Source organism: Salinicola sp. DM10, from assembly GCF_017306975.2.
Lineage (GTDB): Bacteria > Pseudomonadota > Gammaproteobacteria > Pseudomonadales > Halomonadaceae > Salinicola.
This window is the reverse complement of the sequence record NZ_JAFLEN020000001.1, coordinates 308067-334596: the sequence shown is the minus strand read 5'-3', so window position 1 is coordinate 334596 and position 26530 is coordinate 308067. Positions and strand designations below refer to the sequence as shown.

The 26530-nt window shown below is 66.3% G+C and carries 21 protein-coding genes; 11 read left to right on the top strand and 10 right to left on the bottom strand.

Annotated features, from left to right (window positions below; all coding sequences use genetic code 11):
• Positions 1-6: 6 nt before the first annotated feature.
• Positions 7-900: a heme o synthase gene (cyoE, locus tag J0A90_RS01440; RefSeq protein WP_207035559.1), complete on the top strand. Its 894-nt coding sequence runs from the start codon at positions 7-9 to the stop codon at positions 898-900.
• Positions 901-1046: 146 nt separating this feature from the next.
• Here cyoE and J0A90_RS01435 read toward each other — a convergent pair whose 3' ends face one another.
• From J0A90_RS01435 to gorA, 4 genes are all read right to left on the bottom strand, one after another.
• A complete protein-coding gene (locus J0A90_RS01435) occupies positions 1047-1442 on the bottom strand; it encodes an ectoine synthase (protein ID WP_035473384.1) in 396 nt (131 codons plus the stop codon).
• Positions 1443-1561: 119 nt separating this feature from the next.
• Positions 1562-2827 carry a diaminobutyrate--2-oxoglutarate transaminase gene (gene ectB, locus J0A90_RS01430; RefSeq protein ID WP_207035557.1) on the bottom strand — a complete coding sequence of 422 codons (1266 nt, stop codon included), beginning with the start codon at positions 2825-2827 and terminating at the stop codon, positions 1562-1564.
• A gap of 85 nt (positions 2828-2912) precedes the next feature.
• Positions 2913-3491 carry a diaminobutyrate acetyltransferase gene (gene ectA / locus J0A90_RS01425; protein WP_106420690.1) on the bottom strand — a complete coding sequence of 193 codons (579 nt, stop codon included), beginning with the start codon at positions 3489-3491 and terminating at the stop codon, positions 2913-2915.
• Between the two features lie 268 nt (positions 3492-3759).
• Positions 3760-5133 (bottom strand): glutathione-disulfide reductase, encoded by a 1374-nt coding sequence (gene gorA / locus J0A90_RS01420; RefSeq protein ID WP_207035555.1) that lies wholly within the window; start codon positions 5131-5133, stop codon positions 3760-3762.
• Positions 5134-5429: 296 nt separating this feature from the next.
• On the opposite strand from gorA, the gene can reads away from it, so the two are divergent.
• The 9 genes from can (at position 5430) to J0A90_RS01375 (ending at position 15164) form a co-directional block, all read left to right on the top strand.
• A complete protein-coding gene (gene can / locus J0A90_RS01415) occupies positions 5430-6062 on the top strand; it encodes a carbonate dehydratase (protein WP_035473387.1) in 633 nt (210 codons plus the stop codon).
• Between the two features lie 64 nt (positions 6063-6126).
• Positions 6127-7788: an ABC transporter substrate-binding protein gene (locus tag J0A90_RS01410; RefSeq protein WP_207035553.1), complete on the top strand. Its 1662-nt coding sequence runs from the start codon at positions 6127-6129 to the stop codon at positions 7786-7788.
• A gap of 31 nt (positions 7789-7819) precedes the next feature.
• Complete coding sequence (locus tag J0A90_RS01405) at positions 7820-8794, top strand: ABC transporter permease (RefSeq protein ID WP_370635707.1); 975 nt, start codon at positions 7820-7822, stop codon at positions 8792-8794.
• A 32-nt stretch (positions 8795-8826) separates the two neighbouring features.
• The gene (locus tag J0A90_RS01400) at positions 8827-9741 is read left to right on the top strand and encodes an ABC transporter permease (RefSeq protein WP_233076637.1); all 915 of its coding nucleotides are present in this window, start codon (positions 8827-8829) and stop codon (positions 9739-9741) included.
• Positions 9742-9746: 5 nt separating this feature from the next.
• Entirely contained in the window at positions 9747-10796 is a 1050-nt protein-coding gene (locus tag J0A90_RS01395) for an ABC transporter ATP-binding protein (RefSeq protein WP_207035549.1), read from the top strand.
• Complete coding sequence (locus J0A90_RS01390) at positions 10780-11874, top strand: oligopeptide/dipeptide ABC transporter ATP-binding protein (protein ID WP_207035547.1); 1095 nt, start codon at positions 10780-10782, stop codon at positions 11872-11874. The genes J0A90_RS01395 and J0A90_RS01390 overlap by 17 nt, the downstream gene beginning before the upstream one ends.
• Before the next feature lie 47 nt (positions 11875-11921).
• Complete coding sequence (locus J0A90_RS01385) at positions 11922-12851, top strand: LysR family transcriptional regulator (RefSeq protein WP_207035546.1); 930 nt, start codon at positions 11922-11924, stop codon at positions 12849-12851.
• On the top strand, positions 12829-14160 hold the full coding sequence (pepQ, locus tag J0A90_RS01380; protein WP_207035544.1) for a Xaa-Pro dipeptidase: 1332 nt from the start codon (positions 12829-12831) through the stop codon (positions 14158-14160). The genes J0A90_RS01385 and pepQ overlap by 23 nt, the downstream gene beginning before the upstream one ends.
• Complete coding sequence (locus tag J0A90_RS01375) at positions 14160-15164, top strand: hydrolase (protein WP_207035542.1); 1005 nt, start codon at positions 14160-14162, stop codon at positions 15162-15164. The genes pepQ and J0A90_RS01375 overlap by 1 nt, the downstream gene beginning before the upstream one ends.
• A gap of 192 nt (positions 15165-15356) precedes the next feature.
• On the opposite strand, the gene msrA is transcribed toward J0A90_RS01375, so the two are convergent.
• The 4 genes from msrA to J0A90_RS01355 all read right to left on the bottom strand — a co-directional run bounded on the left by msrA (position 15357) and on the right by J0A90_RS01355 (position 23142).
• Positions 15357-15995 (bottom strand): peptide-methionine (S)-S-oxide reductase MsrA, encoded by a 639-nt coding sequence (msrA, locus tag J0A90_RS01370; RefSeq protein ID WP_207035540.1) that lies wholly within the window; start codon positions 15993-15995, stop codon positions 15357-15359.
• A 74-nt stretch (positions 15996-16069) separates the two neighbouring features.
• A complete protein-coding gene (locus J0A90_RS01365; RefSeq protein WP_233076404.1) occupies positions 16070-20299 on the bottom strand; it encodes a translocation/assembly module TamB domain-containing protein in 4230 nt (1409 codons plus the stop codon).
• Positions 20263-22119, bottom strand: coding sequence for an autotransporter assembly complex family protein (locus J0A90_RS01360; RefSeq protein ID WP_207035538.1), 1857 nt, complete (start codon positions 22117-22119; stop codon positions 20263-20265). Before J0A90_RS01360 ends, J0A90_RS01365 begins: the two co-directional genes overlap by 37 nt.
• A gap of 3 nt (positions 22120-22122) precedes the next feature.
• Complete coding sequence (locus J0A90_RS01355) at positions 22123-23142, bottom strand: ATP-binding protein (protein ID WP_207035536.1); 1020 nt, start codon at positions 23140-23142, stop codon at positions 22123-22125.
• A gap of 275 nt (positions 23143-23417) precedes the next feature.
• On the opposite strand from J0A90_RS01355, the gene J0A90_RS01350 reads away from it, so the two are divergent.
• Complete coding sequence (locus tag J0A90_RS01350; RefSeq protein ID WP_207035535.1) at positions 23418-24044, top strand: superoxide dismutase; 627 nt, start codon at positions 23418-23420, stop codon at positions 24042-24044.
• Between the two features lie 39 nt (positions 24045-24083).
• On the opposite strand, the gene J0A90_RS01345 is transcribed toward J0A90_RS01350, so the two are convergent.
• Positions 24084-25364: a nucleotide sugar dehydrogenase gene (locus tag J0A90_RS01345; RefSeq protein ID WP_207035533.1), complete on the bottom strand. Its 1281-nt coding sequence runs from the start codon at positions 25362-25364 to the stop codon at positions 24084-24086.
• A gap of 4 nt (positions 25365-25368) precedes the next feature.
• Positions 25369-26256 (bottom strand): UTP--glucose-1-phosphate uridylyltransferase GalU, encoded by an 888-nt coding sequence (galU, locus tag J0A90_RS01340; RefSeq protein WP_207035531.1) that lies wholly within the window; start codon positions 26254-26256, stop codon positions 25369-25371.
• Between the last annotated feature and the right edge of the window lie 274 nt (positions 26257-26530).

The following is a 26530-nucleotide window of genomic DNA, read 5'->3' as shown; positions in this document are numbered from 1 at the left end:
ACGCAAATGGCCCTCAAGCCCTACTTGCTGCTGACCAAGCCCGGCATCATCTTCGGTAACCTCGTAACAGTCATCGGCGGCTATTTTTTGGCCGCCGGTGGCCGTTTCGATCCCCTGCTGTTCTTTGCTGCGGTGATCGGCACCTCGTTGGTCGTGGCCTCCGGCTGCGTTTTCAACAACGTGATCGATCGAGACATCGACCAGCACATGGCGCGCACAAGGTCGCGCGCCATGGTCACCGGTCAGATCTCGATTCCGGTCGCACTGTTGATGGGTGGCGTACTGGGTGTGCTCGGTTTCGGTCTACTGGCGTGGCAGACCACGGCACTGGCCACCGGCTTCGCTGCCTTCGGGTTCGCGATCTACGTTGGTGCCTACAGCCTCTATCTGAAACGCCATTCGGTCTACGGCACGCTGGTGGGGAGTCTTTCCGGGGCCTCGCCACCGGTGATCGGCTACTGCGCCGTCAGCGGTCAGTTCGACTTGGGCGCCCTGCTGCTGCTGATCATTTTCAGTATCTGGCAGATGCCCCACTCTTACGCGATCGCGATTTTCCGCTTCAACGACTACGCCTCGGCGTCGATTCCCGTGCTGCCAGTCAAGTGCGGCATCGGGGTGGCCAAGCGGCATATCGTGATCTATACCGCACTCTTCGTGGTGGCGTCGGTGATGCTGAGCGTGGCCGGCTACACCGGCTGGATCTACGCGATCGTGGCCGTCGCAGTGGGTCTCTACTGGCTAGTGATCACCCTGCGCGGTTACCGCGCGGAGGATGATCAGGCCTGGGCCCGCAAGGTGTTCGGCTTTTCGATCATGGTGGTCACCGCGCTGAGCGTGATGATGTCGGTCGACAGCCGCCTGCCGATGGCGGAGTCGATCGTGTCGCTGGCGTTGGGTTGAGGCGCGCTCTCGCACCAGCCCTTCGTTGGCGAGCAGTAACGTGCTAGTAGGTGGTAATAGATATGTGGTAATAGAAAGACGGGCAGCCCCAGGGCTGCCCGTCTTTTTTGGTACTGCTTTTTCGTTACGTCCGTCAGGCGCGCAGATCACGCTTCCGGCGGCGCGTAAGAGCCATCTTCGCGGTGGACTTCGCGGCCCGTCAGCGCCGGCAGGAAGACGCAGGCCACGGTCATGCCCTTCTCCTTGCCACGCAGCCAGTGCTCGTCGTGCTGATCGAGCAGATACATATCGCCGGCCTTGATGGTGTGGATCTTGCCATCGGCGATGGTCTCGACCTCACCCTCGCCCTCGTAGCAGAACACCGCCTCGATATGGTTCTTGTAGTGGATATGGGTTTCCGTGCCCGGGTGGATCCGGGTGATGTTGAAGGAGAAACCGCAATTGTCGTCGGCCAGCATCAGACGGGTGCTGTCCCAGTTGCCGTTCTCGGCTTCGACGAAACGCTCGGTCTTACGGCACTCTTCCAGGTTACGTACGATCATCGATTCTGCTCCTTGGGGATGAACTCGGGGTCTGCCTGCGCGAGACAAGCCCCGGGGTGACACTTACCCGGCGCGGCATCCGTGAACCCGGCGCCCGCGCCGGCCAGAGACGTCATGTCTCAACCAATGGCTTCTTCCACGCTGCGCTCGAGAATATCCAGCCCTTCGAGCAGATCTTCGTCACTGATCACCAGCGGGCACAGGCACTTGATCACCTGGCCGTCATGGCCGGCTGTCTCGATGATCAGGCCGTTCTCGAACGCCTTGGCGGTGATCTTGTCGGCGATCTCGCCCTTGCGCACGTCGATACCGCGCATCAGACCACGGCCGCGCTCACTTGCTTCATGGCCGCGCTCGGTCAGCCAAGCCGCGATCTTGGTGAAGCGCTCCTCGACGATACGGCCCTTGCGCTGGACGTCGCGCTCGAGCTTGTCATCACTCCAGAAGTGCTTGAACGCGGCAGCGGCGGTGACGAAAGCCATGTTGAAGCCGCGGAAGGTGCCGTTGTATTGGCCCGGTTTCCACTTGTCCAGCTCGGGGCGCATCAGCACATGGGCAAACGGCAGACCGTAAGCCGAGAGCGACTTCGAGTTGGTCACGATGTCGGGTACGATACCGGCGTGCTCGAAGCTGAAGAACTTGCCGGTACGCCCGCAGCCGGCTTGGATATCATCGACGATCAGCAGAATGTCGTGGGCCCGGCAAATGCTCTCCAGGCGTTTCAGCCAGTCGAGGCCGGCGGGATTGATACCGCCCTCGCCCTGCACGGTCTCGACGATGACACCGGCGGGCACGTCGAGGCCGCCGGAGTTGTCCCCCAGCAGTTTCTCGAAGTAGTCGAGGGTGTCGTTGCCATCACCCAGATAGCCATCGAACGGCATGAAGCTGGCGCCCTGGGTGGGGATGCCACCGGTGGCTTCGCGGAACTTGCGGTTACCGGTGGTCGCCAGCGCCCCCATGGTCACGCCGTGGAAGCCGTTGGTGAAAGTGACGATGTTATGACGGCCCTTGGCGACACGCGCCAGGCGGATCGCCGCCTCGACCGCGTTGGTGCCGGTCGGCCCCGGCAGATGCACCTTGTAGTCGAGACCGCGCGGCTTGAGGATCACCTCTTCCAGGGTTTCCAGATAGTCGCGTTTGGCCTGGGACCACATGTCCAACCCGTGGGTGATGCCGTCACTGGTGATGTAGTCGACCAGCGCTTCCTGCAGCTTGGGGTGATTGTGGCCGTAGTTGAGCGTACCGGCACCGGCGAGAAAGTCGATGTACTCGCGCCCGGCCTCGTCGGTCAGACGCGCGCCCTTGGCTTTGGTGAAGACGGTCGGGAAAGAGCGCGAATAAGTCCGTACCTCGGACTCCATACGTTCGAGAATCTGGGTCTGCATGCAACCTCCCTGGCTGATGATGTGCAAGTGATGAAGCTTGGAGACGGCCCGGCAGCGTGGAATGACCGGCTGCCGGCGCCGGAAGTCAGATGTGCTGCGGATCGAACGGACCGATACGGACGAGATTTTCCGGATCGTGTTCGCCGCCGAGCTGATCGGTGGAGAAGTATTCGCGGCTGATCAGCGGTGCCTGCCAGCGGTCCGCCAGCCGCTTGAACAGCCCCCAGGACGCCTGGTTGTCCGGGGTGATGGTGGTCTCGAGATGATTGACGCCTGCAAGCTCCGGGCGGCTCAGCACCGCCTCCACCAAGCGGCGGGCCAGCCCCGTACCGCGCGCCTTCTCGCCTACCGCGACCTGCCACAGAAAGTAGATATCGGGAGCGGCAGCCTTGACGTAGCCGGAGACGAAACCAACGATCTCGCCCTCCTCGGTGGTCGCCACGGCGCAGCTGTCGCGAAACTGCGTTGCCAGCAGCAGATAGGCATAGCCGGAGTTCACATCGAGCGGCGGGCACGCCTTGACCAGCTCGTAGATCCCCCAGCCGTCCTCCGTGGTCGGCTTGCGGATGAACAGCGGCATGTCGGGCTTACCGACCACCGCGTCTGCCACCGTAGGTCTTGCCAGATCCGCCGAAGGGGTGAATGCCGGGTTGGGATTGGTCATCTTGTCCATCGCCATGACTAATGTCTTAACAGGATAACAAGGTGTCGCGCCTGCTTCAAACGGCAGGTTATCCACCCATCCGATTTCAATAAACAATGGTTATGTCATATTGGCGAGCGTCTTGGAGACACCGTCAATCGCAGCTTCCAGTCTAGACCAGCAGGGAAAAAACGCCCGGGGCAGGATCACGGAGGAGACGGCGGACGACCGTCCGCCAACGCAAACGGCCACCCGTGGGTGGCCGTCGATGTGCACTGTGCTGGGAGGTTCAGCGGCGGGTGACGCTGCGCATGGTGACGAACTCTTCCGCCGCGGTCGGGTGGATACCCACGGTGGCGTCGAAGTCACGTTTGGTCAGCCGAGCGCGGACGGCGATGGCCAGACCCTGGATGATCTCGCCGGCTTCTTCACCGACCATGTGGGCGCCAACCACGCGATCGCTCTCGTCATCGACGATCAGCTTCATCAGGCAGCGCTCATCACTTCCGGAGAGGGTGTGCTTCATCGGCCGGAAGTCGGCGCTGTAGACCCGAATTGCTGCATAGCGCTCACGCGCGGCCTCCTCAGAGAGCCCCACGGTACCGATATTGGGGTGGCAGAAGACGGCGGTGGCGATATCGTCGTAATCGAGCGACCCCGGGGTGCTGCCATCCTGGTGATCGACGAAGTGATGCGCCACCAGATGCATCGCCTCCGCCAGCGCCACGGGGGTCAGCTCCGGACCGCCGGTGACATCGCCAATCGCCAGGATCGACGGAATCGATGTCTCGAAACGCTCATTGACCTTGAGCGTGCCATCGTCGTTCAGCGTCACGGCGAGGGTATCGAGCCCTAGCCCTTCCAGATGCGGCCGGCGGCCTGTCGCCGCGAGTACCGCATCGACCTCGAGGCTCTCGCCATTGGTCAGGGTCACTTCCAGACCGCCGTCGACCTGACGAATCCGCTCGATGTTGGCCTCGAAGTGGAGGTTGACGCCCTTCTTGGCCATCTCGTCGCGGGTGAATTCGCGCACTTCCTGATCGAATCCGCGCAGGAACAGGTCGCCACGATAGATCAGATGAGTCTCGGCCCCCAGGCCATTGAAGATACTGGCGAACTCCACCGCGATGTAGCCGCCGCCCAGCACCAGGAAGCGCTCGGGGAAGCGTTCGAGATCGAACACCTGGTTGGAGCTGATGGCGAGCTCGCTGCCTTCGAACGGCGGCACCCAGGGCCAGCCTCCCACTGCCACCAGGATCTTCTCGGCGCTGATACGCTCGCCGTCGATCTCCACGCTGTGGGCATCCACGACCTTGGCGCGACCGTTGATCAGGGTCACGCCGGCGTTGTCGAGCAGCCGCCCGTAAATCCCGTTGAGACGCGCGATCTCAGCGACCTTGTTGTCGCGCAGCGTGGCCCAGTCGAAGCTGGGCGCCTGCGGCAGGGTCCAGCCGAACCCGGCACTATCCTCGAAGGCGTCATGGAAGTGAGCGGCGTAGGAGTAGAGCTTCTTCGGCACGCAACCGACATTGACGCAGGTACCGCCGAGGTAGCGATCTTCGGCCACCCCCACGCGCGCCCCATTTGCCGCCGCGGTTCTCGCGGCACGCACGCCGCCGGAACCGGCGCCGATGACGAACAGGTCGTAATCGTAACTCGCCACTGTCTGACTCCTTGAGAAATGTTGTCGCGATCATACCAGCCCAGTTCGTGGGGCGGGAAAGACCTTGCCTATCAGGGCCATATATCCAGCCAATGCGACCCGCCCGCCAACCCGGTCATCGCTCCAGCATAGTCGGCTCACGCGAGGGCTCCCCGGGTATCTCACCTGCTCCTCTCGACATGGCCCAATACCCCTTTCCCGGGCATCTCACTACGCATACCGATCGGAATAGCCTAGAATTCTTCCCTTCGTGCGGCGTCCAGCGTCCGTCTCCCTTCAGGTTTCAGGTGACCTCCATGAGCATCGACACGCTCCTCAAGCAGAACCGTCAATGGGCGGACAGCATCCAGCAGCAGGATCCCGATTTCTTCACGCGCCTTTCCCAGCAGCAGAACCCCGATTATCTGTGGATCGGCTGCTCCGATAGCCGCGTACCCGCCAACCAGATCGTCGATCTGCCGCCGGGCGAGGTCTTCGTTCACCGCAATGTCGCCAATCTGATCTATCACAACGACATGAACGCCCTCTCGGTGGTGCAGTTCGCCGTCGACGTGCTCAAGGTCAAGCACATCATGGTGGTCGGCCACTACGGCTGCGGTGGGGTCAAGGCGTCGATCACCGGCGGCGAGCACGGTATCGTCGACTACTGGCTGCACAGCGTCAGTGAGCTGTACCAGCAGCACAAGCGCGAACTCGAGGCGTTGCCGTTGGATGAGCAGGTGGACCGCCTGTGTGAGCACAACGTCCGCCTGCAGGTCGCCAATCTGTGCCGGACCAAGATCATCCAGCGCGCCTGGGAGCGCGAACAGCCGCTGTCGGTACACGGTTGGGTCTACGGGCTCAAGGATGGCCGCGTCAACGATCTCGGCTGCACCGTATCGCGTGCCGACCAGACCGGCACCATCCGCATCATGCCAGGCGCCTGCTGAGCGACCGGAGCGATCACCACGTCGCCGATCGATGACAATAGACAAGCACTTCGATGAGGCACGCATGCGCAACAGCAACCGGTTCGAAGCCCGGCAGGCTGCTCTTTTCAAGGCGCGACGATGGCGTCTCCTGAGCGCGCTCCTGCTCTGCGTCTGCGCGCTCTCGGCGACGGCCCGTGCCGACGATGTCACCCTCGATGTGGCCTACGACACCCTGCCGGTATCGCTGGATATTCATGAGCAGCTCACGGTGGGCGTGCTAAGATTGGCGCACCTGGTGTTCGACCCCTTGGTTCGCTGGGACCGCCACCTGGGGCTCGAGCCGCGTCTCGCCACGTCCTGGGAGCGTCTGGACGACACCACGCTGCGCCTGCATCTGCGCCGCGGGGTGCATTTCCACAGTGGCAACCCGTTCAGCGCGCGCGATGTCGCCTGGACCGTGGCGCGGCTCAAGCGCAGCCCCGACTTCAAGGCGATCTTCGCCCCCATCGTCGACGTCACGGTGGTCGACGATGCCACCGTCGACCTGCATACGCGCAGCCCCTTTCCGCTGCTGCTCAACCTGGCGACCTACATCTTTCCCATGGATAGCCGCTTCTACAGTGGCGAGCGAGCGGCGACTACCGCTGACAGCCAGAGTCAGGACAAGGCGGCGATCGTCAAGGGTGGCGATACCTTCGCCTCGCGCCATATGTCGGGTACCGGGCCGTTCGAGGTCACCCGCTTTCAACCCGGCGCGCGGATAGAGCTGACACGTTTCCCCGACTATTGGGATCACGCCTCGCCAGGCAATGTCGAGCACCTCTCCGAGGTGGCGATCGGTGAGAGTGCGACCCGGGTGGCCGCCCTGCTGGCCGGAGATGTCGACTTCATCGCACCGGTGCCGGCCACCGCCCTGAGCCGCCTCGAGCATGCGCCAAGGATCGATCTGATCACCATGCCCGGGATACGCATCACCCTGCTGCAGCTCAATCAACGCCGGGTGCCGGCTTTCCGCGATCGCCGCGTGCGCCTGGCGATGAATTACGCCGTCGATCAGCGCGCGATCGCCAAGCACCTGCTCGAGGGGTTCGTCACCCCGGCGGCGCAGATGTCCCCTGAAGGGTATGCCGGGCACGACGAACAGCTCACCCCACGCTACGATCTGGCCAAGGCCCGACGGCTGATGCGCGAGGCCGGTTATCCGGATGGCTTCGAAGTCACCCTGATGGCGCCCAACAACCGCTATGTCAACGATGCCCAGACCGCGCAGGTGGCGTTGGCCGTGGCGGCGATGCTGGCCAAGATCCATATCCGGGTCGATTTCAAGACGCTGCCGAAGAATCAGTACTGGACGGAGTACGACCGTCGCGCCGCCGATATCATGATGATGGGGTGGTACTCGGACACCGGCGACTCGGCCAACTTCTTCGAATACCTCACCTTCTGCCCTGATAGCCGCAGCGGCACCGGCCAGTACAATGCCAGCGAGTACTGCAACCCGGAGCTCGACTCGCTGGTCGCGCTGGCCAACAGCGAGACCGACATGCGCCGGCGCACCAGCATGCTGCGCCAGGCCGAAGCGATGGTCTACGCCGACGCCCCGTTCATCCCGCTCTACTGGCAGAATCTGGCCTGGGCGGCGTCAGATCGGGTCGCCATCGAGCCGGTGCTCAACGTCATGAATATGCCGTACCTGGGCGATGTGGTGGTGACACCGCGCGCCACAGAGACCCACAGCCGCTGAGCGTACGCGCTGGGGAAAGGAGAGACGCTGGATGTCGATGACGCGCTTTCTGTTGAAGCGCTTGCTGCAGGCGATAGGGGTACTGCTGGCGATCAGTCTGATCGCCTTCTTGCTGCGCGACGCCCTGCCCGGCGCGGATGCGGACGGCAGCGGCGCTGCCTGGCGTCGCTATCCGCAGTTCCTGGGGCAGCTGCTGCGGCTGGATTTCGGCACCTCGAGCTTTTTCCATCGCCCGGCGCTCGAGGTGGTGCTCGGCTACCTGCCGGCGACCCTGGAGCTGGTCTTTGCCGGCGGGCTGCTCACCGCCCTGTTCGCCGTGCCGCTGGGAATCTACAGCGCGATCAAGCCACACGCCGCCGGGGCGCGTCTGATCCTGCGCCTGGCGGCACTGGGCGTCTCGCTGCCGGTGTTCCTGACCGCCATTCTACTGATCCAGGTGTTCTCGCTGGGCCTTTCCAGCGCTGCGTCCGGCGACTCCGCGGGCTGGCTGGCCAGCCTCGGTGGCATGCCCGCCTATGGGCGCGGCAATCCGGTAGCGCTGTGGGGCGGCTGGGCGACCAACTTCGCCTCGTGGCAGGGGCTCACCTATCTCGCCCTGCCGGCGCTGTCGCTGGCCGTGGGCATGCTGCCGCTATTCGTGCGTCTGATCCATACCGAGATGCGCCGCGTGCTGGCGAGCGACTATATCCGCTTCGCCCGCGCTCGCGGGTTGTCACCATGGCGGATCTACGCCCGCCATGCGCTCAAGAACGCGCTGCTACCGGTGGTGACCCTGGGCGGCATCCAGCTCGGTTCACTGATGGCCTATACCCTGCTGGTCGAGAGCGTGTTCCAGTGGCCCGGCGTGGGGCTGATGTTTCTCGATGCGGTGGAGCGCGGCGACCGCCCGCTGATCGTGACCTATCTGCTGGTGGCCGGCGTGCTGTTTCTACTGATCAACACTCTGGTCGATCTCTGCTGCCGGCTGCTCGATCCTCGGGTCGTGGCGCCAGGGGGGATGCAGTGAATTCGCTCTCCTCGAAGGCGTCGTCGGGGCCGCTGACAAGCGCGCTGCGCCGCCTCGCGCAGCGTCGCCGGCTATGGCTATGCCTGGGTCTGTTCGTGTTCCTGGCGGGGGCGGCGCTATTGGCTCCCTGGCTCGCGCCCAGCGATCCCTACGATCTCTCCCAGGTCGAGCTGCGCGACTCCCTGCGCCCGCCTGGGTGGCTCGCCGGCAGCCTGCCCGGCCATCCACTGGGTACCGATATTCAGGGACGCGACCTGCTCTCGCTGATGCTCTACGGTGCACGGGTGTCGCTGGCGATCGGCTTCGGCGCGGTACTGCTGCAACTGCTGCTGGGCGTGACCCTCGGGCTGCTCGCCGGCTATCGCGGTGGGCGCCTCGATGCCCTGCTGATGCGCTGGGCGGACGTCCAGCTGGCGTTTTCCACGCTGATGATGGCAATCGTGATCGGGGCCGTGGTCAAGGCCGCTTTCGGCGGCGCCTTCTACGGCCACTACGGTATCTGGCTGCTGATCCTGATTATCGGTGTCAGCGAGTGGCCGCTCTATGCGCGCACGGTGCGCGCCAGCGTGATGGCAGAAAAGCGTAAGGATTACATCGAGGCGGCGCGGGTGCTGGGATTCTCGGCTACCCGTATCGTGCTGCGTCATCTGCTGCCCAATACCCTGCCAGCGCTGCTGGTGATCTCGGGGTCCCAGATCGGACAGGCGATCATGGCCGAGGCAGCGCTCTCCTTCCTCGGCCTGGGTCTGCCCGAGACCCAACCGTCGCTGGGGTCGCTGATCAAGTCCGGGTTCGACTATCTGCAGTCCGGGGCCTGGTGGATCACTCTGCTGCCCGGGGCCTATCTGGTGCTGACGGTGTTGGCGGTCAATCTGCTGGGTGACGCCTGGCGCGAGCATCTCGACCCGTATCGGACGCCCGTCGCACCCAGCTCGAGGGGAGGCTAGCGCGCATGGCACTGCTGGAAGTCGACGATCTCAGCGTGCACTTCACGCTGCCCGGGACGGTGCTGGAGGCCGTGGCCGGGGTGAGCTTTCGCCTGGGGCGCGGCGAGTGTCTGGGCATCGTCGGTGAGTCCGGTGCGGGCAAGTCGGTGCTCGGCTTCAGTCTGGTCAATCTGCTGGCGCCACCGGGTCGCATCGCCAGCGGCCGCATCCGCCTCGAGGGGCGCGAATTGACCACACTCTCCGAGCGGCGCTGGCGCGCCATTCGAGGCCGACGCATGGCGGTGATATTCCAGGACCCTCGCGCGACGCTCGATCCGCTGTTCACCGTGGGCCAGCAGATGCACGAGACCCTGCGCGCCCATCGGCGTCTTTCCCGACGTCTGGCGCGCAGGATGGTGCTGCATCGGCTACACCAGGTAGGTCTCGAGGCGCCGGAGAGTCAGCTTTCACGCTATCCGCACCAGCTCTCCGGTGGCCAGTGTCAGCGCGTGGTGATCGCCATGGCGCTGCTGCTGGACCCGGACATCATCATCGCCGACGAACCCACTACCGCGCTGGATGTCACCACTCAGGGCGAACTCGTCGCCCTGCTCACCTCACTCTGCCGGACCCTCGACCTGAGCCTGATCGTCATCTCCCACGATCTCGCGGTGATCCAGCAGCTGACCCAGCGCGTGCTGGTGATGTATGCCGGTCGGGTGGTCGAAAGCGGGCCGACGCGCGAAGTGATCAACGACCCCCAGCACCCCTACACCCAGGCGCTGGTCGATGCCCTGCCGCAGATGTATCCGCCGCGGGCGCCGCTGCGCCCGATTCCCGGCAGCCCGCCCGCGCCTGGCGCAGCGCCCACCGGCTGCACCTTTCATCCGCGCTGCCGCTACCGTCATGCAGGGGACGACGATTTGCGCCGGCGCTGCGAGGGGATATCCCCCGGGCTCATCCCCAGCGGCGGCAGCGAAGTCGCCTGCCACTGGGTGGCGCAATTGATCGACCACGAGATGACCGATCACGAGGCGATCGACGCCACGGAGGTGCACGATGAATCGCTCGGCTGAGATGCGTTCCACGCTCGCATCTACCCCGGCATCCGCGCTCGGCGACCTCGGCCAGCCCGCGGATATCACGCAGCCGCTGCTCGAGGTGCGCGGGCTGAGCCATCGCTATCGACTGCCACGGGGCGTGTTCGGCCGGCGCCGGCCTATGGAGATCCAGGCCCTGGACGCGGTCAGCCTGACACTCTGGCGCGGCGATGCGCTCTGCGTGGTGGGCGAGTCAGGCAGCGGCAAGTCGACCCTGGCCCGCCTGATCATGGGGCTGCTGACCCCAGAAGCAGGCGAGGTGCACTATGCAGGGACGCGCATCGATCATCTCGAGGATCGTCAGCGCCAGCGCTATCGCCGGCGCATGCAGATGATCTTTCAGGACCCCTATGCCTCGCTCAATCCCCGCTTGCGTATCGCCCAGGCACTGGAAGAACCGATCCGCGTGCACTTCCCGGAATCATCGCGCCAGCAGGTGCGCGAGCGGGTAGAAGCCCTGTTGAGCGACGTCGGGCTCGATCGCGGTTGGGGTGAGCGCTACCCCCACGAGCTCTCCGGCGGACAGCGCCAGCGCGTGGCCATCGCCCGGGCGTTGAGCGTCTCACCGGAACTGATCGTTGCCGACGAGCCGCTGTCGGCGCTGGATCTCTCGGTCCAGGCTCAGGTGCTCAACCTGCTCGTCGACACCCAGCTCGCCCGCCGCCTGACCTATCTGTTCATCAGCCATGATCTCGCCGTGATCGAGTATCTGGCGACCCATGTCGCCGTGCTCTACCGCGGCACGCTGTGCGAGGTCGGGCCGGCGGCGCAGATCTTCGCTGCACCACGCCACCCTTACACCCGGGCGCTGCTGGCAGCGCGGCCACGTTTCGACGATGCTGGCGCTCAGCACATCGCCGCCAGCACCGACACGTCCGCTGATTTATCGATCACGGGGGGCTGCGTCTACCGTCAGCACTGCCCTTTGGCCACGCCACGCTGCGCGCGGGAACCGCCACGCCTGGCGTCACTTGGCGACGGCCACGCGGTCGCCTGCCATACCGTCGACGCGGACGCGGTCCGGATGGACACGGAGGCGCACCCGCGACCGTGATCATGACGGCGCCACGCCCTTGAATTCGATTCATCACAGAGAGCCGCATGGAACTACGCTGGCTGGAAGACTTCATCGTCTTGGCCGAAACCCGCCACTTCTCCCGGGCTGCCGAACAGCAGAACGTGACGCAGCCGACCTTCTCGCGCCGCATCAAGCTGCTCGAGGAGGCGATGGACGCGACCCTGGTCAACCGCCAGACGATGCCGCTCAGCCTGACCCCGGCGGGTGAAGAGTTCCTGACGCTGTGCAAGCAGATCACCGAGCGGGTGCGGGTGACCCGCGAGCGCTTGCAGCATCTGCATCACGACGCCACCCGGCGCCTCAGACTGGCGGCACCGCAGAGCCTGCTCACCCACTTCGTGCCCGGGTGGCTCGAGCAGCACGCACTCCACGCCCGGATCGAGCCCTATCTGCGCGCCACCAGCTGGCTGATCGGCGACTATGTCGAAGCGCTCGAACGCGGCGAGGTGGATCTGGCGCTCTGCTACTGGCCCGAGGGGCGCATGGCCCTGGACCTGGATCTGAGCGGCCTGCGCTACCTGACGCTGGGCGAGGAGCTGCTGGTACCGGTGAGCGCCGCCGATGGCGCCGGCATGCCACGCTTCAGCCTGCCCGGTGACAAGCGCCGCCCGCTGCCGCATATCGCCTATCATGCCAGTGGACTGATCGCCGCCGCGCTCAGGGCACACTGTGACCGTTCGCGCCAGGAGGTCCATCTGAGTACCCTCAACGAGAGCGTGCAGACCTCCAATATCCGCGAGCTAGTGCTGCAGGGCTATGGCCTGGGCTGGCTGCCCTTCCGCACCGTGCGCCAGGCGCTGGCCCAGGGCGAACTGACCCGCGCCGGCGACCGTCGCTGGGACGTGCCGCTGTCGATTCGTCTCTATTTTCGTCACGATGGCCGCCATCCGGCACTTCACGACACGCTGGCCCAACTTCAGGAAGGACTCGATGACCTCCACCGATCGCGATAGCGCCCACCGGGCTCACCTCGACCGCCTGCAGCAAGCCTACGCCGAGCTTCTCGAACACAGCGGTTTCGATGCCGCGCTGATCTACAGCGGCCACGCTCGCCCTCAACATGGCGATGACCAGGAGAGCAGCTTCAGCGCTTTCGGGCATTTCGTTCACTGGACCGGCGCCCCTCACCACCAGCATGAGTGGCTGTGGATCGCCCCCGGCACCACGCCGCGCTGGTTCTACTACGCGCCGACCGATTTCTGGCATCTGCCGACACCCCCGCCACAGGGGGTGCGCGCCGCGTGTCTCGATCCTACCCCACTCTCCCAGCCGACCACGGCGGGGGCGCTGATCGGCGCCCACCCCCGTGTAGCGGTGCTCGGCGACGTACCTGAAGATGCCGTGCCCGCCACCGCCACGCTCAATCCGCCCAGCCTGCTGCACGCGCTGGATGAGCTGCGGCTCTACAAGGACGACTACGAGAGTGACTGCCTACGCCTAGCCAACCGGCAGGCCCTGGCCGGCCACGCCGCGGCCCGCGAGGCGTTCGCCGCCGGCGCCAGCGAGCTGGATATCCAACTCGCCTACCTCGCGGCTACGCGTCAGCGCGAAAGCGAACTGCCCTATCAGAACATCGTCGGCATCAACGCCCACGCCGCTACCCTGCACTACCAGCACTACGCCACCGAGGCCCCGGACCCTCTGCGTTCGCTGTTGGTGGATGCCGGACACCGCCACGCCGGCTACTGCGCCGACATCACGCGTACCTGGGCGGCACTCGATGCCGACCCGCTTTTCGCGGCGCTGATCGAAGGAGTCACTGCGTTTCAACAACGCCTGATCGCCGAGCTGGCGCCGGGAGTCGACTTCGTCGACCTGCACCAGCGCATGCACCACTACCTGGGCGATTTGCTGGCTGATACCGGGATCGTCCGGGGCAGCGCCGAGGCCGCGGTGGCCAGCGGCCTGACGCGGGCTTTCTGCCCCCACGGCCTGGGCCACAGCCTCGGCGTGCAGGTGCACGATGTCGGTGGTCTTCAGCGTGATGCCAGCGGCACCCCGTTGCCACCGCCGACGCCTGACCCGGCACTGCGCCTGACGCGGACACTGGCGCCCGGCATGGTGGTGACGATCGAGCCCGGGCTCTACATCATTCCGTTCCTGCTCGCCCCCTTCCGCGAGGGTAGCGAGCGCCAGGCGGTCGACTGGGATCGGGTCGACCGGCTCACCGATCACGGAGGTATTCGCATCGAGGACAACGTTCTGATCACCGCCGAGGGGCATACCAACCTGACCCCGGCCTCGGCGCTCGACGCGCGGTGATGGCGACCGACAGGCAGCCGTGGGCGTTCTCCGCGGCCTTCGATCCGCCCGCCGCACTGCGCAACCGCCATCTGCAGACCCTGCTGCCGCGCCTGCTGCCCAAACGTGCGCTGGCTCAGCGCACCGAAGTGGTCAATCTCCCCGATGGCGATTTCGTCGAGCTGGCCTGGGCGGAACCGGCCCCTCGGGATCCAGAGGCACCGATCTTCCTGCTGTTCCATGGCCTGGAAGGGTCGTTCGATTCACCCTATGCGCGTGAACTGCTCTACCAGGCGAGCACGCTCGGCTTTCGGCCCCTGTTGATGCACTTCCGCGGCTGCGGGGCGGCGCCCAATCGCCTGCCCCGCGCCTACCACTCCGGCGATACCGCGGACGCCTACTGGCTCATCGGCCTGCTCGCCCAGCGCTATCCCCACGCGGCGATGGTCGCCGCCGGCGTCTCGCTGGGTGCCAACATGCTGCTCAAGCTGGTCGCCGAACAGGGCCGCGACGACCTGGGGTTGAGTGGCGCCATCGCCATCAACGCCCCGCTCGATCTGGCCGCCTGTGCCGATGCCCTGGATCGTGGTGCCGCACGGCTCTACCAGCGCTATCTGCTGGGCCAGCTCAAGCGCAAGGTAGCGATGCGCATGGCCAGCGCCCCCTTCCCGCTGGCGCTGACGCCCAAACGGCTCGCCGCCCTGCGCACCTTCTGGGACTACGACGACGCGGTGACCGCCCCGCTGCACGGCTTCACCTCGGCCAGCGACTACTATCGCCGCGCCTCGGCCGGCCCGCTGCTGGGCGAGATCGAGGTGCCCACGCTGATCCTGCATGCCAGTGACGACCCGTTCATGCCCAGCGATCTACTGGCGCGAATTGCCGTGCCCTCGGCGAGCACGCGTGTGGAAGTGGCGCGCCATGGCGGCCACGTAGGCTATATCGAGCGACGTGACGGGCACTTCAGCTCGTGGCTATCGCGCCGCGTTGGCCAGCAGTTGCTGACATGGATACCGCAGCGGTAGGTGCCGCTGACGCCGGCGCCGCATTCGGCGCTCGAGGATCGCTGAGTAGCGCGAGGCGTGAACGCAGCGCAGAGAAGTGCAGAAAGACGAGTGCGGAGAGAGTCGTGCATCGCTGAGCGAGGCCGGTCTAACCGGCCCCGTGCATGGGTAGGCGTTGATCGGTGCTTGATCGGCCTCGGGTAGAGAAGTTCCTCAGGCCGAGATCGGGCAGCTCACGCCGGTGCCTTTCAGCCCGCAGTAGCCGTTGGGATTCTTGGCCAGATACTGCTGGTGATACTCCTCGGCATAATAGAAGGTCTCCAGCGGGGCGATCTCGGTGGTGATCGGCCCCAGGCCGCGCGCGGCCAGCGCCTCGGCGTAGTCATCGCGGCTCGCCTCGGCGATCTCGCGCTGGTCGTCGTCGAGGATATAGATCGCCGAACGATACTGGGTGCCGAGATCGTTGCCCTGGCGCATGCCCTGGGTCGGATCGTGGGCTTCCCAGAACACCGCCAGCAGTTGCTCGAGCGACAGCCGCTGGGGGTCGAACACCACCCGCACCACCTCGGCGTGGCCGGTCATCCCGGTGCAGGTCTCGTCGTAGGTCGGATTAGGGGTGATGCCGCCGGCATAGCCCACCGCCGTGACCAGTACGCCATCGAGCTCCCAGAACAGCCGCTCGGCGCCCCAGAAGCAGCCGAGACCCAGCACGATCTCCTGACTGCCGGCGGGAAACGGCGGCACCATCGAGGCGCCGTTGACCCGATGCACACCGCTGATGGCCAGCGGCGTGTCGCGCCCCGGCAGGGCCTGGCTGGCATCGGGTAGCGTAGCGGGACGTTGCTTGAACATGGTGTGTCTCCTGGTGGTCGCGGGTGGGCGGCATGTCTAGCCTGCCCATCCGCGCCGGCGCGTGGCCGCGATCCTCAGGGGCCGCCGCTGCGGCCCAGGCTGAAGGTGTAGATGAGATCCAGCGCCTGTGACGCCCCCGATACCGCCTGCAGATAGAGATTCTGGATCAGGCGGTAGCGCAGGGTCAGCTCGGCGATGGGAGAGAATATGCCGACGCCATAGCTCACCTTCAAGTCATCGAAGACATAGCCGCTGACCACGACCTGGCTATCGTCGCCGGAGCCGGAGGCATCGAGGCTCAGATCCTGCACCCCGAAGCTCTCGCCCACCTTGCCGACGGCACTGCCGGTCTGCGACAACGACAGCCCGATCAGCGCCGAGGTCAAGGCGTCGTCACCGCCGCCGCTGTCGTCCGGCGCACGCCCGCGCAGGATGTAGGAGAGCGCGCGGCTCTCGCTCATCGCCGGCTCGGAGAAGATGGTCAGACGCGGCGCCGAGGCCGGGCCGGTCACCCGCAGCCCGGCGATCACGTCGTCTTCGGTGGTGTCGGGGTTACGGATCGCCTCGAACTGCAGGTTGGGCTGCGACGCCGGTCCGCTGAAGATCACCTGCCCCTGGCGAATGATCAGATCCTGACCGAAGGAGGTATAGGTGCCACCGATCAGATTGACATCGCCGTAGAGTTGCACCGGTCCGGTGCCCTGGCGAATCTCGAGTTCGCCGCGCAGCCCGGACTTCAGCCCGTAGGCTTCGAGCTTCATGTCCGGCCCCAGGTGCAGCTTGACGCGGATATCGAGCTGCATGCCGGCCTCGGCCAGGGCCTGGGCAGTGCCCGCCCCCTCGTCGTTGGCGCGCGCGGCGGCCGCTGCCTGCTGCTGGCGATCCTGCTCTTCGGTGATGATCACGGTATCGCTGCTGGGTACCTGCGCCGAGGCCGGCAGCTGGCCGATCTCGAGGCGCGCCCAGGGCACGTTGACATCGCCACGCACCTGCAGCCGCTGCGGCGTGGCGCGGATCTGCAGGTCCGGCGCGATGCGCAGGCGGCCGTAGGCCGGCATGGCGACCAGAATCGGCTGCTCCTTGCCGTCGATATTGACGTTGGCGCGCCACTCGGCGGGGTCCTGCCAGTCGGCATCACCACTTAGCGCCAAGCGTCCATCCTCACTCTGCACGTAGCCGTCGAGGGTCGAGGACTGGCCGGCCAGCGCCAGCGTCAGCCGGGCATCGGTCACCGCCACCGGCGACACACCCCCCTTGACCTTGACCCCGTCGATCACCAGGTTGCCGTTCAGCGCCGGCTCGGCGATGCTGCCGCCGAGCGCCACGTCACCATTGATGGCCCCTTCCAGCTGGCTGATGCCTGCGACCAGCGGGCGGTAAGGCGAGAAACGCAGATCATCGACGGCGAGCCGGCCCTGCAAGCGTCCCTCACCGGCGGGGTCGTCGATCTGCGCCTGCAGCTGCACCTGGCCGGCATCGGCAAGATTCAGGGTGACATCGGTTCGCGCACGCTGCTGATCGGCGTCGAGGGTCAACGCCACCCGCGCCGCCGGTACCTGCCACGGTGCCCCGCGGGCATCGACCCCGGAGACCTGGGCCTGGGCGTCGATATCGGCCTTGGCGGTCCAGGCCTGACCACCGCGCGACCAGCTGGCGATGAGCTTGCCGGCGGTGCTGCCGGCGACCCGCCAGCCCTCGGGCATGAAGTCATCCAGCAGCGCCATCGGAATCTCGTCCAGCGACAGCGCGGCCCGTCCCTGGTCGGCCGAGGCGGTCATGCGTTCGGTCAGACAGAGCGCGCCGCCCTGGCGGCGATCGAGACAGAATGGTGCCAGCGTCACACTGGCGGCCTGGAGGTCGGCGCTAAAATCGAGCGCGTCGCGCAGCGCGAGATCGCCATAGTCGGTGGCCGCCGATAGCGACGCCAGGGCGCCACGATAGTGGCGATGCGCGTCGTCCAGGCCGCCACGCAGGCGCAATGCCAGTTGCGATGCCGGCAGGCCTTCGCCGCCGGTGACGTCGAGTGACAGCTTATGCTGCGACAGCCGCCCGTCGAGACCCAGCTCGAGGCGGCGAATCTGCTGATTGGCGGCGGCGATATCCGCCGCCTGCAGATCGACGTCGAACTGCGGGTCCGCAGTGCCGGTGCTATTGGCCTTCAGCGCCAGCTGCCCCACGCGATTGTCGCCATAGGCAACGCCGCTGCCGTTGAGGTCGAGCGTCACGCTCGGCTTGTCGAGCGTGCCACGACCCTGGAACTGGCCGCGCAGCGCGCCGGCCAGCTGAGGCAGAATCGTGCCCAGCGCAGGAGCGTCGATACGCCCGTCGATGTTCAACGTGTGGTCGATGCTGCCTGTCGCCGTTACCCGGTTACGCCCTTGACGCAGGTCCAGCTGGCGAATGTGCCAGGCCATGTCGCTGTTGCCGTCGAGGCTCGCCGCCAGGCGCAGCTCGCGCTGCTGCAGGCGACCGTCGATGTCGAGCTGTGGCAGTGCCAGCTGCCAGCCGCCGTCGTGGCCCATGGCGAAGGCGGCCCGGGCCTGACCGTTGAGCTGCCCGGTGACGGCCTGGGTGAAGGCTTCCAGCGGCAGCCGGCTGAGGTCGAGGCTCAAGTTGGCCGAGAGCAGCGGTGACCAGCGCACGCTACCCTGGCTGCGCAGTTCGCCGCCGTCGCTGGCGACCTCGAGCGGCTGCCAGTGGAATGCCTGCAGGTCGCCCTCACCACGCACGCCGAGGGTGACCGGCGGCAGGCCCTGGCCCTGCCCGGCGAGATCGAGCCGCGCCTGGTAGGCCGCCAACGACCCCGACAGCGACAGTGCCAGCCTGTCGAGCCGATACTGTGGCGCCGACGCAGGCGCTGGCGCGACGCCGGCGAGATCGCGGGCACTACGGATGGCACTGGCATTGAGCGCGCCGGGGAGCGCGCGGAACGCGGCGAACGGCTGCTGCGCGAGCGGCCAGCGCAGGTCCTGGCCGTTCAGCTCGAGGGTGAACGGCAGCCCCGGGGCAAAGGCTTGCAGCCGCGCCTTCAACGTGGCCTCGGCGACGCCGCGGGTATGCAGCGTCAGGTCCAGATCGGCCAGCGTGCCGGAGACGTCGAGGGTGGTCTGTTGGCCATAGAGAGGGGCGCGGGTGATACGGCTACGCAGCGACAGCGCGATCGGCACGTCACCGCTGAGCTCGACCCGGGCGCTGAGCTCGGCCTGGCCATCCGGCGAATCGAGGGTCAGGCGACGAATCTCCAACTGGCGATCGACCGCCGCCAACGACAACGTCAGGCGATCGAGCCGCTGCGGCGTGGGCCCGTTCAGGCTGACGTCGCGGATCGTCAGACTGGGCACCTCCAGCTGTAGCGGCAGCGCAAACTTGGGCAACTGTTGGCGCAGCGCCTGGAGCTGGTCCTCGATTGCCGCGACCCGCGGATCGGCGGTGTCCGTCGCCGCCGCCACATTGGCCGCCGCGGCCAGCGTCAGCGGCGACAGCACCAGCGGGGGTAATGTCTGCAACGGTGTGGCGCTAGACGGTGTCTGATCGGCGCTTACCTTGCTGCCGGCCGTCGCTGGCGTCCGCCCGTCGGACGCCTCGCTCGCACTGGCTGACGCCGTGGCGGCGCGCGCCGGGGATGTCGACGGGTAGAGGCTCTCGGCCGCCGCCAGCGCCGCGGGGCTGATCACGCCATCGCCCAGCGAGGCCTGCGCCAGCGTCTTCGATAGACCGTCATCGGTGGCCGCAGGCAGCGTGATATCGACGCCCGCCAGGGTCGTCGGCGACAGCGTCAGCCGGTTGCCCTGCATGCTGGCGCCGGTCTGGAAGTGATCCCAGTGCAGCGCGGTGCCGTCGGCGAGTTCGGCCCCCACGTCGTTCAGACGTACCTGACGGATCTCGATCGGCAGCGGCACCGCAATCGGCCCCAGCGCCCCACCGCTGTCCTCTTGCGGCGGCGGCGCCTGGGTCTCGCTGGCCGCCAGGCGAATGCGCGCACCGGAAAGCGTGAGGTCGTCGAGGCACAGCCGCCCTTTCCACAGGCAGTCGTCACCCCATGCGAGGTGCAGGTGCGCCACCCGCAGCGACAGCGGGCCGGCGTCGAGCGCCAGATCGTCGATGGTCAACTCGTCGAGCGGCGCGCCCTCGAAGCGCGTTGCCTGAACCCACCCGCGCGACTGCGCCTGCTCGAATAGCCACTGCGAGCCCCAGGATGACAGCGCCACGCCCGCGAGCAGCAGTACCAGTCCCAGCAGCCACAGTAGCAGCCAGAACGCGAGCCGAATCAGAACTCCGGTCCGATGGAGAAATGGAGACGCCAAGAGTCCTCCTCGTCGTCAAACGGATGGGCGATATCGAAGCGAATCGGCCCCACGGGTGATATCCAGCGAATGCCCAGACCGGCACCGGTCTTGAGCGTGTTCGGCCACCAGTCGTCGAAGGCGTTGCCGCTGTCGATGAAGCTCGCGCCCCAGAAGTTGCCGCTCAGGTGGCGCTGATACTCGAGGCTGCCGGTGAGCATCTGCTGGCCGCCGAGCAGCTCGCCGTCGGCGTTCTCCGGTGACAGGCTCTCATAGCTGTAGCCGCGGATGCTCTGGTCGCCACCGGCGAAGAAGCGCAGCGATGGCGGCACCTTGTCGAAGGTATCGGTAGCCATGGCGCCGCCACCGAGGCGCCACAGGAAGCGGTTCTCGCTGCCCAGCATACGAATCCACTGGGTGCTGAAGGTGGTCCTAACGAAGCGCGCGTCCGAGCCCCAGGCGGGGTCCGACCACTCCAGCGTGAGCTGCTGCCGGTCCCCCCAGCTGGGGAAGGTCGGATTGCGCTTGCGTGTGCGTGACCAGCTGATCCCGGGATAGAGCAGCAGTACCGCGTCGTCCTGATCGGCCTGGGTGAAGTCTTCGTAGGTGGTCTGCCAGTAGAGATCCTGACTCCAGCCATTGGCGAACTCCCAGTGCCGCGCCAGCTGCACCGAGCTCTCGAAGCTCTTGGTGTCCTCGTTGTCGACGCTCTCCAGGCCGTAGCGCAGGTGGTAGCTATCGCGCAGCGGGTTGGCCAGGGGAATGGTGTACTCGCCCGAGAAGCGCTGCTCCGGCGAAGAGAGATAGAGCGAATTGGTCAGGCTGTGGCCGTAGCGGTTGAGCCACGGCATGGTCCACGAGAACTGGGTACGCGGGCCCACGTCGGTGGCGTAGCCGATACCCACCTCGAACTGATGGCGATCGGCCGGGGTCACTTCGACATCCACCGGCACTATCTTGGGCTGGCTATCGGTCAGCTCGCGCGCGGCGCGCAGCCCCGGGCCGCCGAGCACGCGGGAGGTGTCCGCGGTGGTATCGCGCCCGGTCGCCTCCTGCCACCACAGGCTGGGCGCGAACGAGGGCGTATCCTCGTTGACCCGCGGGCGCACCGCGACACCACGGAACCAGTCGGTCTGGCCGAGGTTCTGATTGAGCGTGGCGAGGTCGCCGGCGATATACGGGTCGCCCGGGGCGAACGGCACCAGGTTGCGCAGCCGCTCGGGCTCGATCTGGCTGCCGCGGAAGTGCACGTGGCCGAAGCGGTAGCGGGTGCCGCTGTCGAGCTCGAGATAGATGCGCGCACTCTCCTCCCAGGGGCGGACCTCGATACGCTGCTGGCTGAATCGCGCATCGAAATAGCCGCGTTCCAGCGCCAGCGTCGAGAGCCGACTCTTGAAGCCATCGTAGCGCGAGTGCACCAGCGGATCGCCGACCTTGAGCGGGTTGTCCACCATGACCTTGGTGAAGGCGTCATCCTGGCGGGCATCGCCCTCGAGCTCGGCATCGACCTGGGTGATGCGGGTGCGCTCGCCGGGCTTGACGTCGATCACCACCCGCGCGTTGTCCTTGTCCGGGTAGTGAGTGGCCAGGGTCGCGCCGTAGTAGCCGTAAGCCTGCAGCGCCTGCTCGGCGCGCTGACGTACCACGCCGTCGAGGCGCTCGCGGGTGGCTTGGCTGTCAGGTTCCAGCTCGGAGAGGATATTGACGATATTGTCGGCCGGCGCGCCGCTGATGCCTTTCACCTCCACATCCAGCGCCCAGGCCTGACTTGCAAGGGGGAGTGTGACGATGGGTAGCGTGAGTAGCGTCAGTCCCGTCCGTAGGACCTTGAGCTGGGGCATGCATCAGCCTCCGCGGCGCTGCAGTTGAGAAACGTCGGTGATCAGACCGGTGACGCGCCGCGTCAGCTGGGCACGGCTCGCCTCCAGGGAGGCGATGCGCTCGTTCAAGGTCTTTATCTGCGCGCTGCTAACTCCTTTGGGCAGATTGGCAAGGCGCGACTGCAGCGATTCGATCCCTGCACTAAGAGCGGTCTGACCCTGGCGAAGTTCCGCCACGGCGCTACGTAACTGCTCGATCGACTGCGCCGAGGGCACCTTGCGCGCGGCGACATCGTCGACCCGCTGGTCGATGTCGGCCAGCTGAGTGCTCAATTGATCGACGCGCTTTGACAGATCTGCACCGGGCGCCGCCTCGAGTGCCTCGGCCTGCGCCTTCTGAGTCTGGGCCAGCGTGTCCACTCGCGCCACCAGCGCCTGATCCGACTTGGCGTTCTCGTCCAAGGTCTGATCCTGTTCGGCAAGCCGTGTCGCCTGCTGCTGCTGGGCGTCGCTCAGCGTCTGCAGGCGGGTGGCCAGCGTCGCACGGGCATCCTTGGCGGTACTCTCCAGCGCCGAGAGCGAGGTCTGCAGCGCCGCGATGACGCCCTGCTGGTCGTCCAGGCCGCTCTTCAGCGCGGCCAGGCGCGTCTCGAGATCGTCGCTAGAACCCTGGGCGACCCGGGTCTCGAGGCTGCCGACAGCGGCGCGGGTGGCCTCGAGCTGACCGCGTAGGCGGTCGAACTCGCCGCGCAGGCTCTCGCCCGAGGCGTCCAGGGTATTGCCCGTGGCGTCGAGGCGCTGATTGAGCTTGGCGAGTCGCGCCTCGAAGGTTTGCCGGTCCTGCCAGTACTGCCAGCCGCCGGCGGCGAGCGCGCCGCCGAGCAGCAGCGTCAGGCACCACAAGGGCCAGACCCGCGGTGGCCGGCGCCCGGCAGACGCACCAGCGCCATGGCTGCCACGCGGGCCAGCGCGGCGCCCGCTCATATCGCCGCGGTCGGGAACGATCGTCTGCGCGGTGCGCGCCTCGTCGGAATTGGGGGGCATTGCCGTCTTGTACCTTAACGATGAAGATGCAGACTTGGGAGACGCTGCATGCTGGATTCAGCGTCTCCTTTGAGATCTGGGGTGAGCGCCGCGCAGCCGACGCGGGCGACCCCGGCGCTCACTGCGTCACGTTACGTGAAAGCGCCCCGCAAGCCTAGGCTTGGCAGCGCTTGCCAGGCATGCTAGCCAGCGCGTTTCACGGCCACAGTTAAAACCACATGCCACAGGCACATGATCTCTCACCCACACGCTTCACCGCTACCACCAGGAGCCCCATGCCGACGACAGCGACGCCCGACGTCCGATTCGAACTCCCCGCGCTACCCTTCGAGCGCCACTCGCTGGAGCCGGCGCTGTCACGGGCCCAGATCGATCTGCTCTACAGCCACTATCACCGTCAGCAGTTGACGACCCTGAACGCGGCCCTGGCCGCCGATGACCCGCGCTCGTTGGCGACGCTTGCCGCCGAAGGCCCCGCGCAGCTGCGCCCGGCGGCGGTCCAGGCCTGGGGCATGACGCTGTTCTGGCACGGCTTGGCGGCGCGTCCGGCAGCGCCCGAGGCAGGGTTGAAGGCCCGGCTGGCACACGATTTCGGTGACTGGGAACGGTTCGAGTCGACCTGGAGACAGCGCGTGGTCGCGTCCGCGTCAGGAGGCTTCAGTTGGCTGGGCGTGGCCTCGGACGAAACCCTGACACTGAGGGAGACGCCTGCGGGGGACATGCCCTCGGGGATCAAGCCGCTGCTGGCCATCGCCCTGTGTGAGGAGGCGTATCGCATCGACTTCGGCGACGACCGCAGCGCCTACTTCACGGCGCTGTGGTCGCGGCTCAACTGGGAAACGGTCACGCTGCTGCTCGGCCTGTCACCCGTGAGCGCGCAGGCCATGCCACACGCCGAATGAGGCCACGGCCACCGTCATCGGCGGTGGCCGTGGGTAGCGTCAGGCGCGACGGCCGATACCGCGATAGACGAAACCGCGGGAAGCCACGTAGGTGGGATCGAAGATATTGCGCCCATCGAGGATCAGCGGCGTCTTCAGCGCCTGCAGCAGACGGCGCCAGTCCGGGTTCCAGTAGCACTTCCACTCGGTGACCAGCATCAGCGCGTCGGCGCCTTCGCAGGCGGCGTAGAAGTCGCCCTCGACGAGTTCGAGCTGCGGATGCGCCGGATAGAGTTCCGCCAGCGCGTGGAGGGCCGCCGGATCGTGGAGCTTGACCTTGACGCCCTGGGCCCACAGCGCCTCGAGGATGGTCAGCACCGGTGCCTGGTCGATACGCGCGGTACCCGGCTTGAAGGCCGCGCCCCAGATGGCGATCGTGCGCCCTTCCAGCTCGCCCTGGAAATGATTCCACAGCTTGCGGAATAGCGTTTCCTTCTTGCTCTCGTTGATGTCGAGCACGTGCTCGAGCAGATGCGACTCGCGTCCGGTGGAGTGCTGCACATCGGCCAGCCGCATCAGGTCGCGGGAGAAGTTGGGGCCGCCGAAACCACAGCCGGGATAGAGATACTCGAAACCGATACGGGTATCGGCGCCCATGCCCTGGCGCACATACTCGACGTCGACCCCGAGGGAGTCGGCGAGCCCCGCCAGCTCGTTCATGAAGCTGATACGCGTGGCCAGCATGCCGTTGATCGCCAGCTTGGTCAGCTCGGCGGCCTTGCGCGGCATCAGCTGATAGACCTCGTGACGCCGGCTGAAGGCGCGCAGCAGCTCACGGATCTGCTGGGTCGCCCACTCGTCCTCGCTACCCAGCAGCCAGTGTGCCGGGCGGGTGAAGGTGTCCCAGGCACGCCCTTCCTCAAGCCGATCCGGCAGCGCCACGGCGATCTGGCTGGCGTGGCCCAGCCGCGCTTCCAGCTTTTCGGTCTGCCCCACGGGGAAGGTCGAGTTGTTGACGATCACCAGGGGCGTCGTCTGCCGCCCTGGCACCTCCTCGACATAGCGCTCGGCGGCCTCGCGCTGATCCGGCGACAGCGCCAGCCAGTGCACCTCGGCATCGCTCTCCGGACCCACCCGATCGACAATGGTGAGCTGCCCTGAGGCTTCGCCGGCGAGAATCTGATCCTTCAAGCCCGGCTCGCTGATCAGCCAGTCCGCCCGGGAGAGGCTCTCCCAGGGAAAGTCGGCATGGGGCATCCAGGTCACCTGATGCCCTACCGAGCAGAGTGCCGCAGCGGCGGTGGCCGCTGCCAGTTCGCTACCGTGTACGACCACCCGCATGGCGTTATTCCTCGGCTGCGTATTGCTTGACCAATTCGCGGAAACCTTCACCCAGTGTCGGGTGCTTGCGCCCCAGCGCCAAGGTGGCTTCCAGATAGCCCAGTTGACTGCCGCAGTCGTAGGTCTGGCCCTGCATGCGGTAGGCCTCGGCACCGGACTCACGGCGCAGCGCCTCGATGGCGTCGGTCAACTGGATCTCGTTACCGGCGCCCGGCCGGGTCTCGGCCAGCAGCGGGAAGATTTCGCCGGGTAGCAGATAGCGCCCGATCACCGCCAGCGTCGACGGCGCCTCCTCGACCTTGGGCTTCTCGACCACGCCGGTCAGCGGCGCGCTCTGCCCTGCAACCGGTTCGTCACCCTCGAGTGCGACGATGCCGTACTTGTAGGTCAGCTCATGGGGCACGGTCTCGACCATGATCTGCGCCTTGCCGCTCGCCTCATAGGCCGCGATCATCCCGGCCAGATCGTTCTGCGGCGCGTTGTCGTCGTCGATCAGCACGTCCGGCAGCAGCACTGCAAAAGGCTCGTCGCCGACCACCGGGCGCGCGCACAGGATGGCGTGGCCCAGACCGAGCGCTTCCGGCTGGCGCACGCTGATGATGTTGACGTCGTCGGGAATGATGTTGCGCAGCTCGTCGAGCAGCGCCTGCTTGCCCTTGGCCTCGAGCTGGGTCTCGAGCTCGAAGTGCTTATCGAAGTGGTTCTCGATGGCGCTCTTGGACGAATGGGTGACGAGCACGATCTCCTTGATCCCTGCCTTGACCGCCTCGCTCACCACGTACTGGATCACCGGCTTGTCGACGATGGTGATCATCTCTTTGGGGATCGCCTTGGACGCCGGCAGGCAGCGGGTGCCGAAGCCGGCAACGGGCAATACAGCCTTGCGAATCATCGTGTTATTCCTTCCCTTCCTGGGTGTGATAGTTCGTACGAACCCTTGCTTCGCGCCGCGTGCAAAAGCGTGTCGATCGCTATCGGGTCGTCTGACCCCTGTCGCCGTAGCTTAACGGCGCGAGCGCCGAAAGCACAGTCGCAGAATGTCGACACCCGGTGTCGCGTAACAGCGTCTTGCGAGCGAACGCCCTGGGGTTTTATCCCCGCATGGCGCCCAGCAACGTCTGCGTCCATAGTAGACTATGCCTCCAATTCGCCAGGCGCCGCCGCCA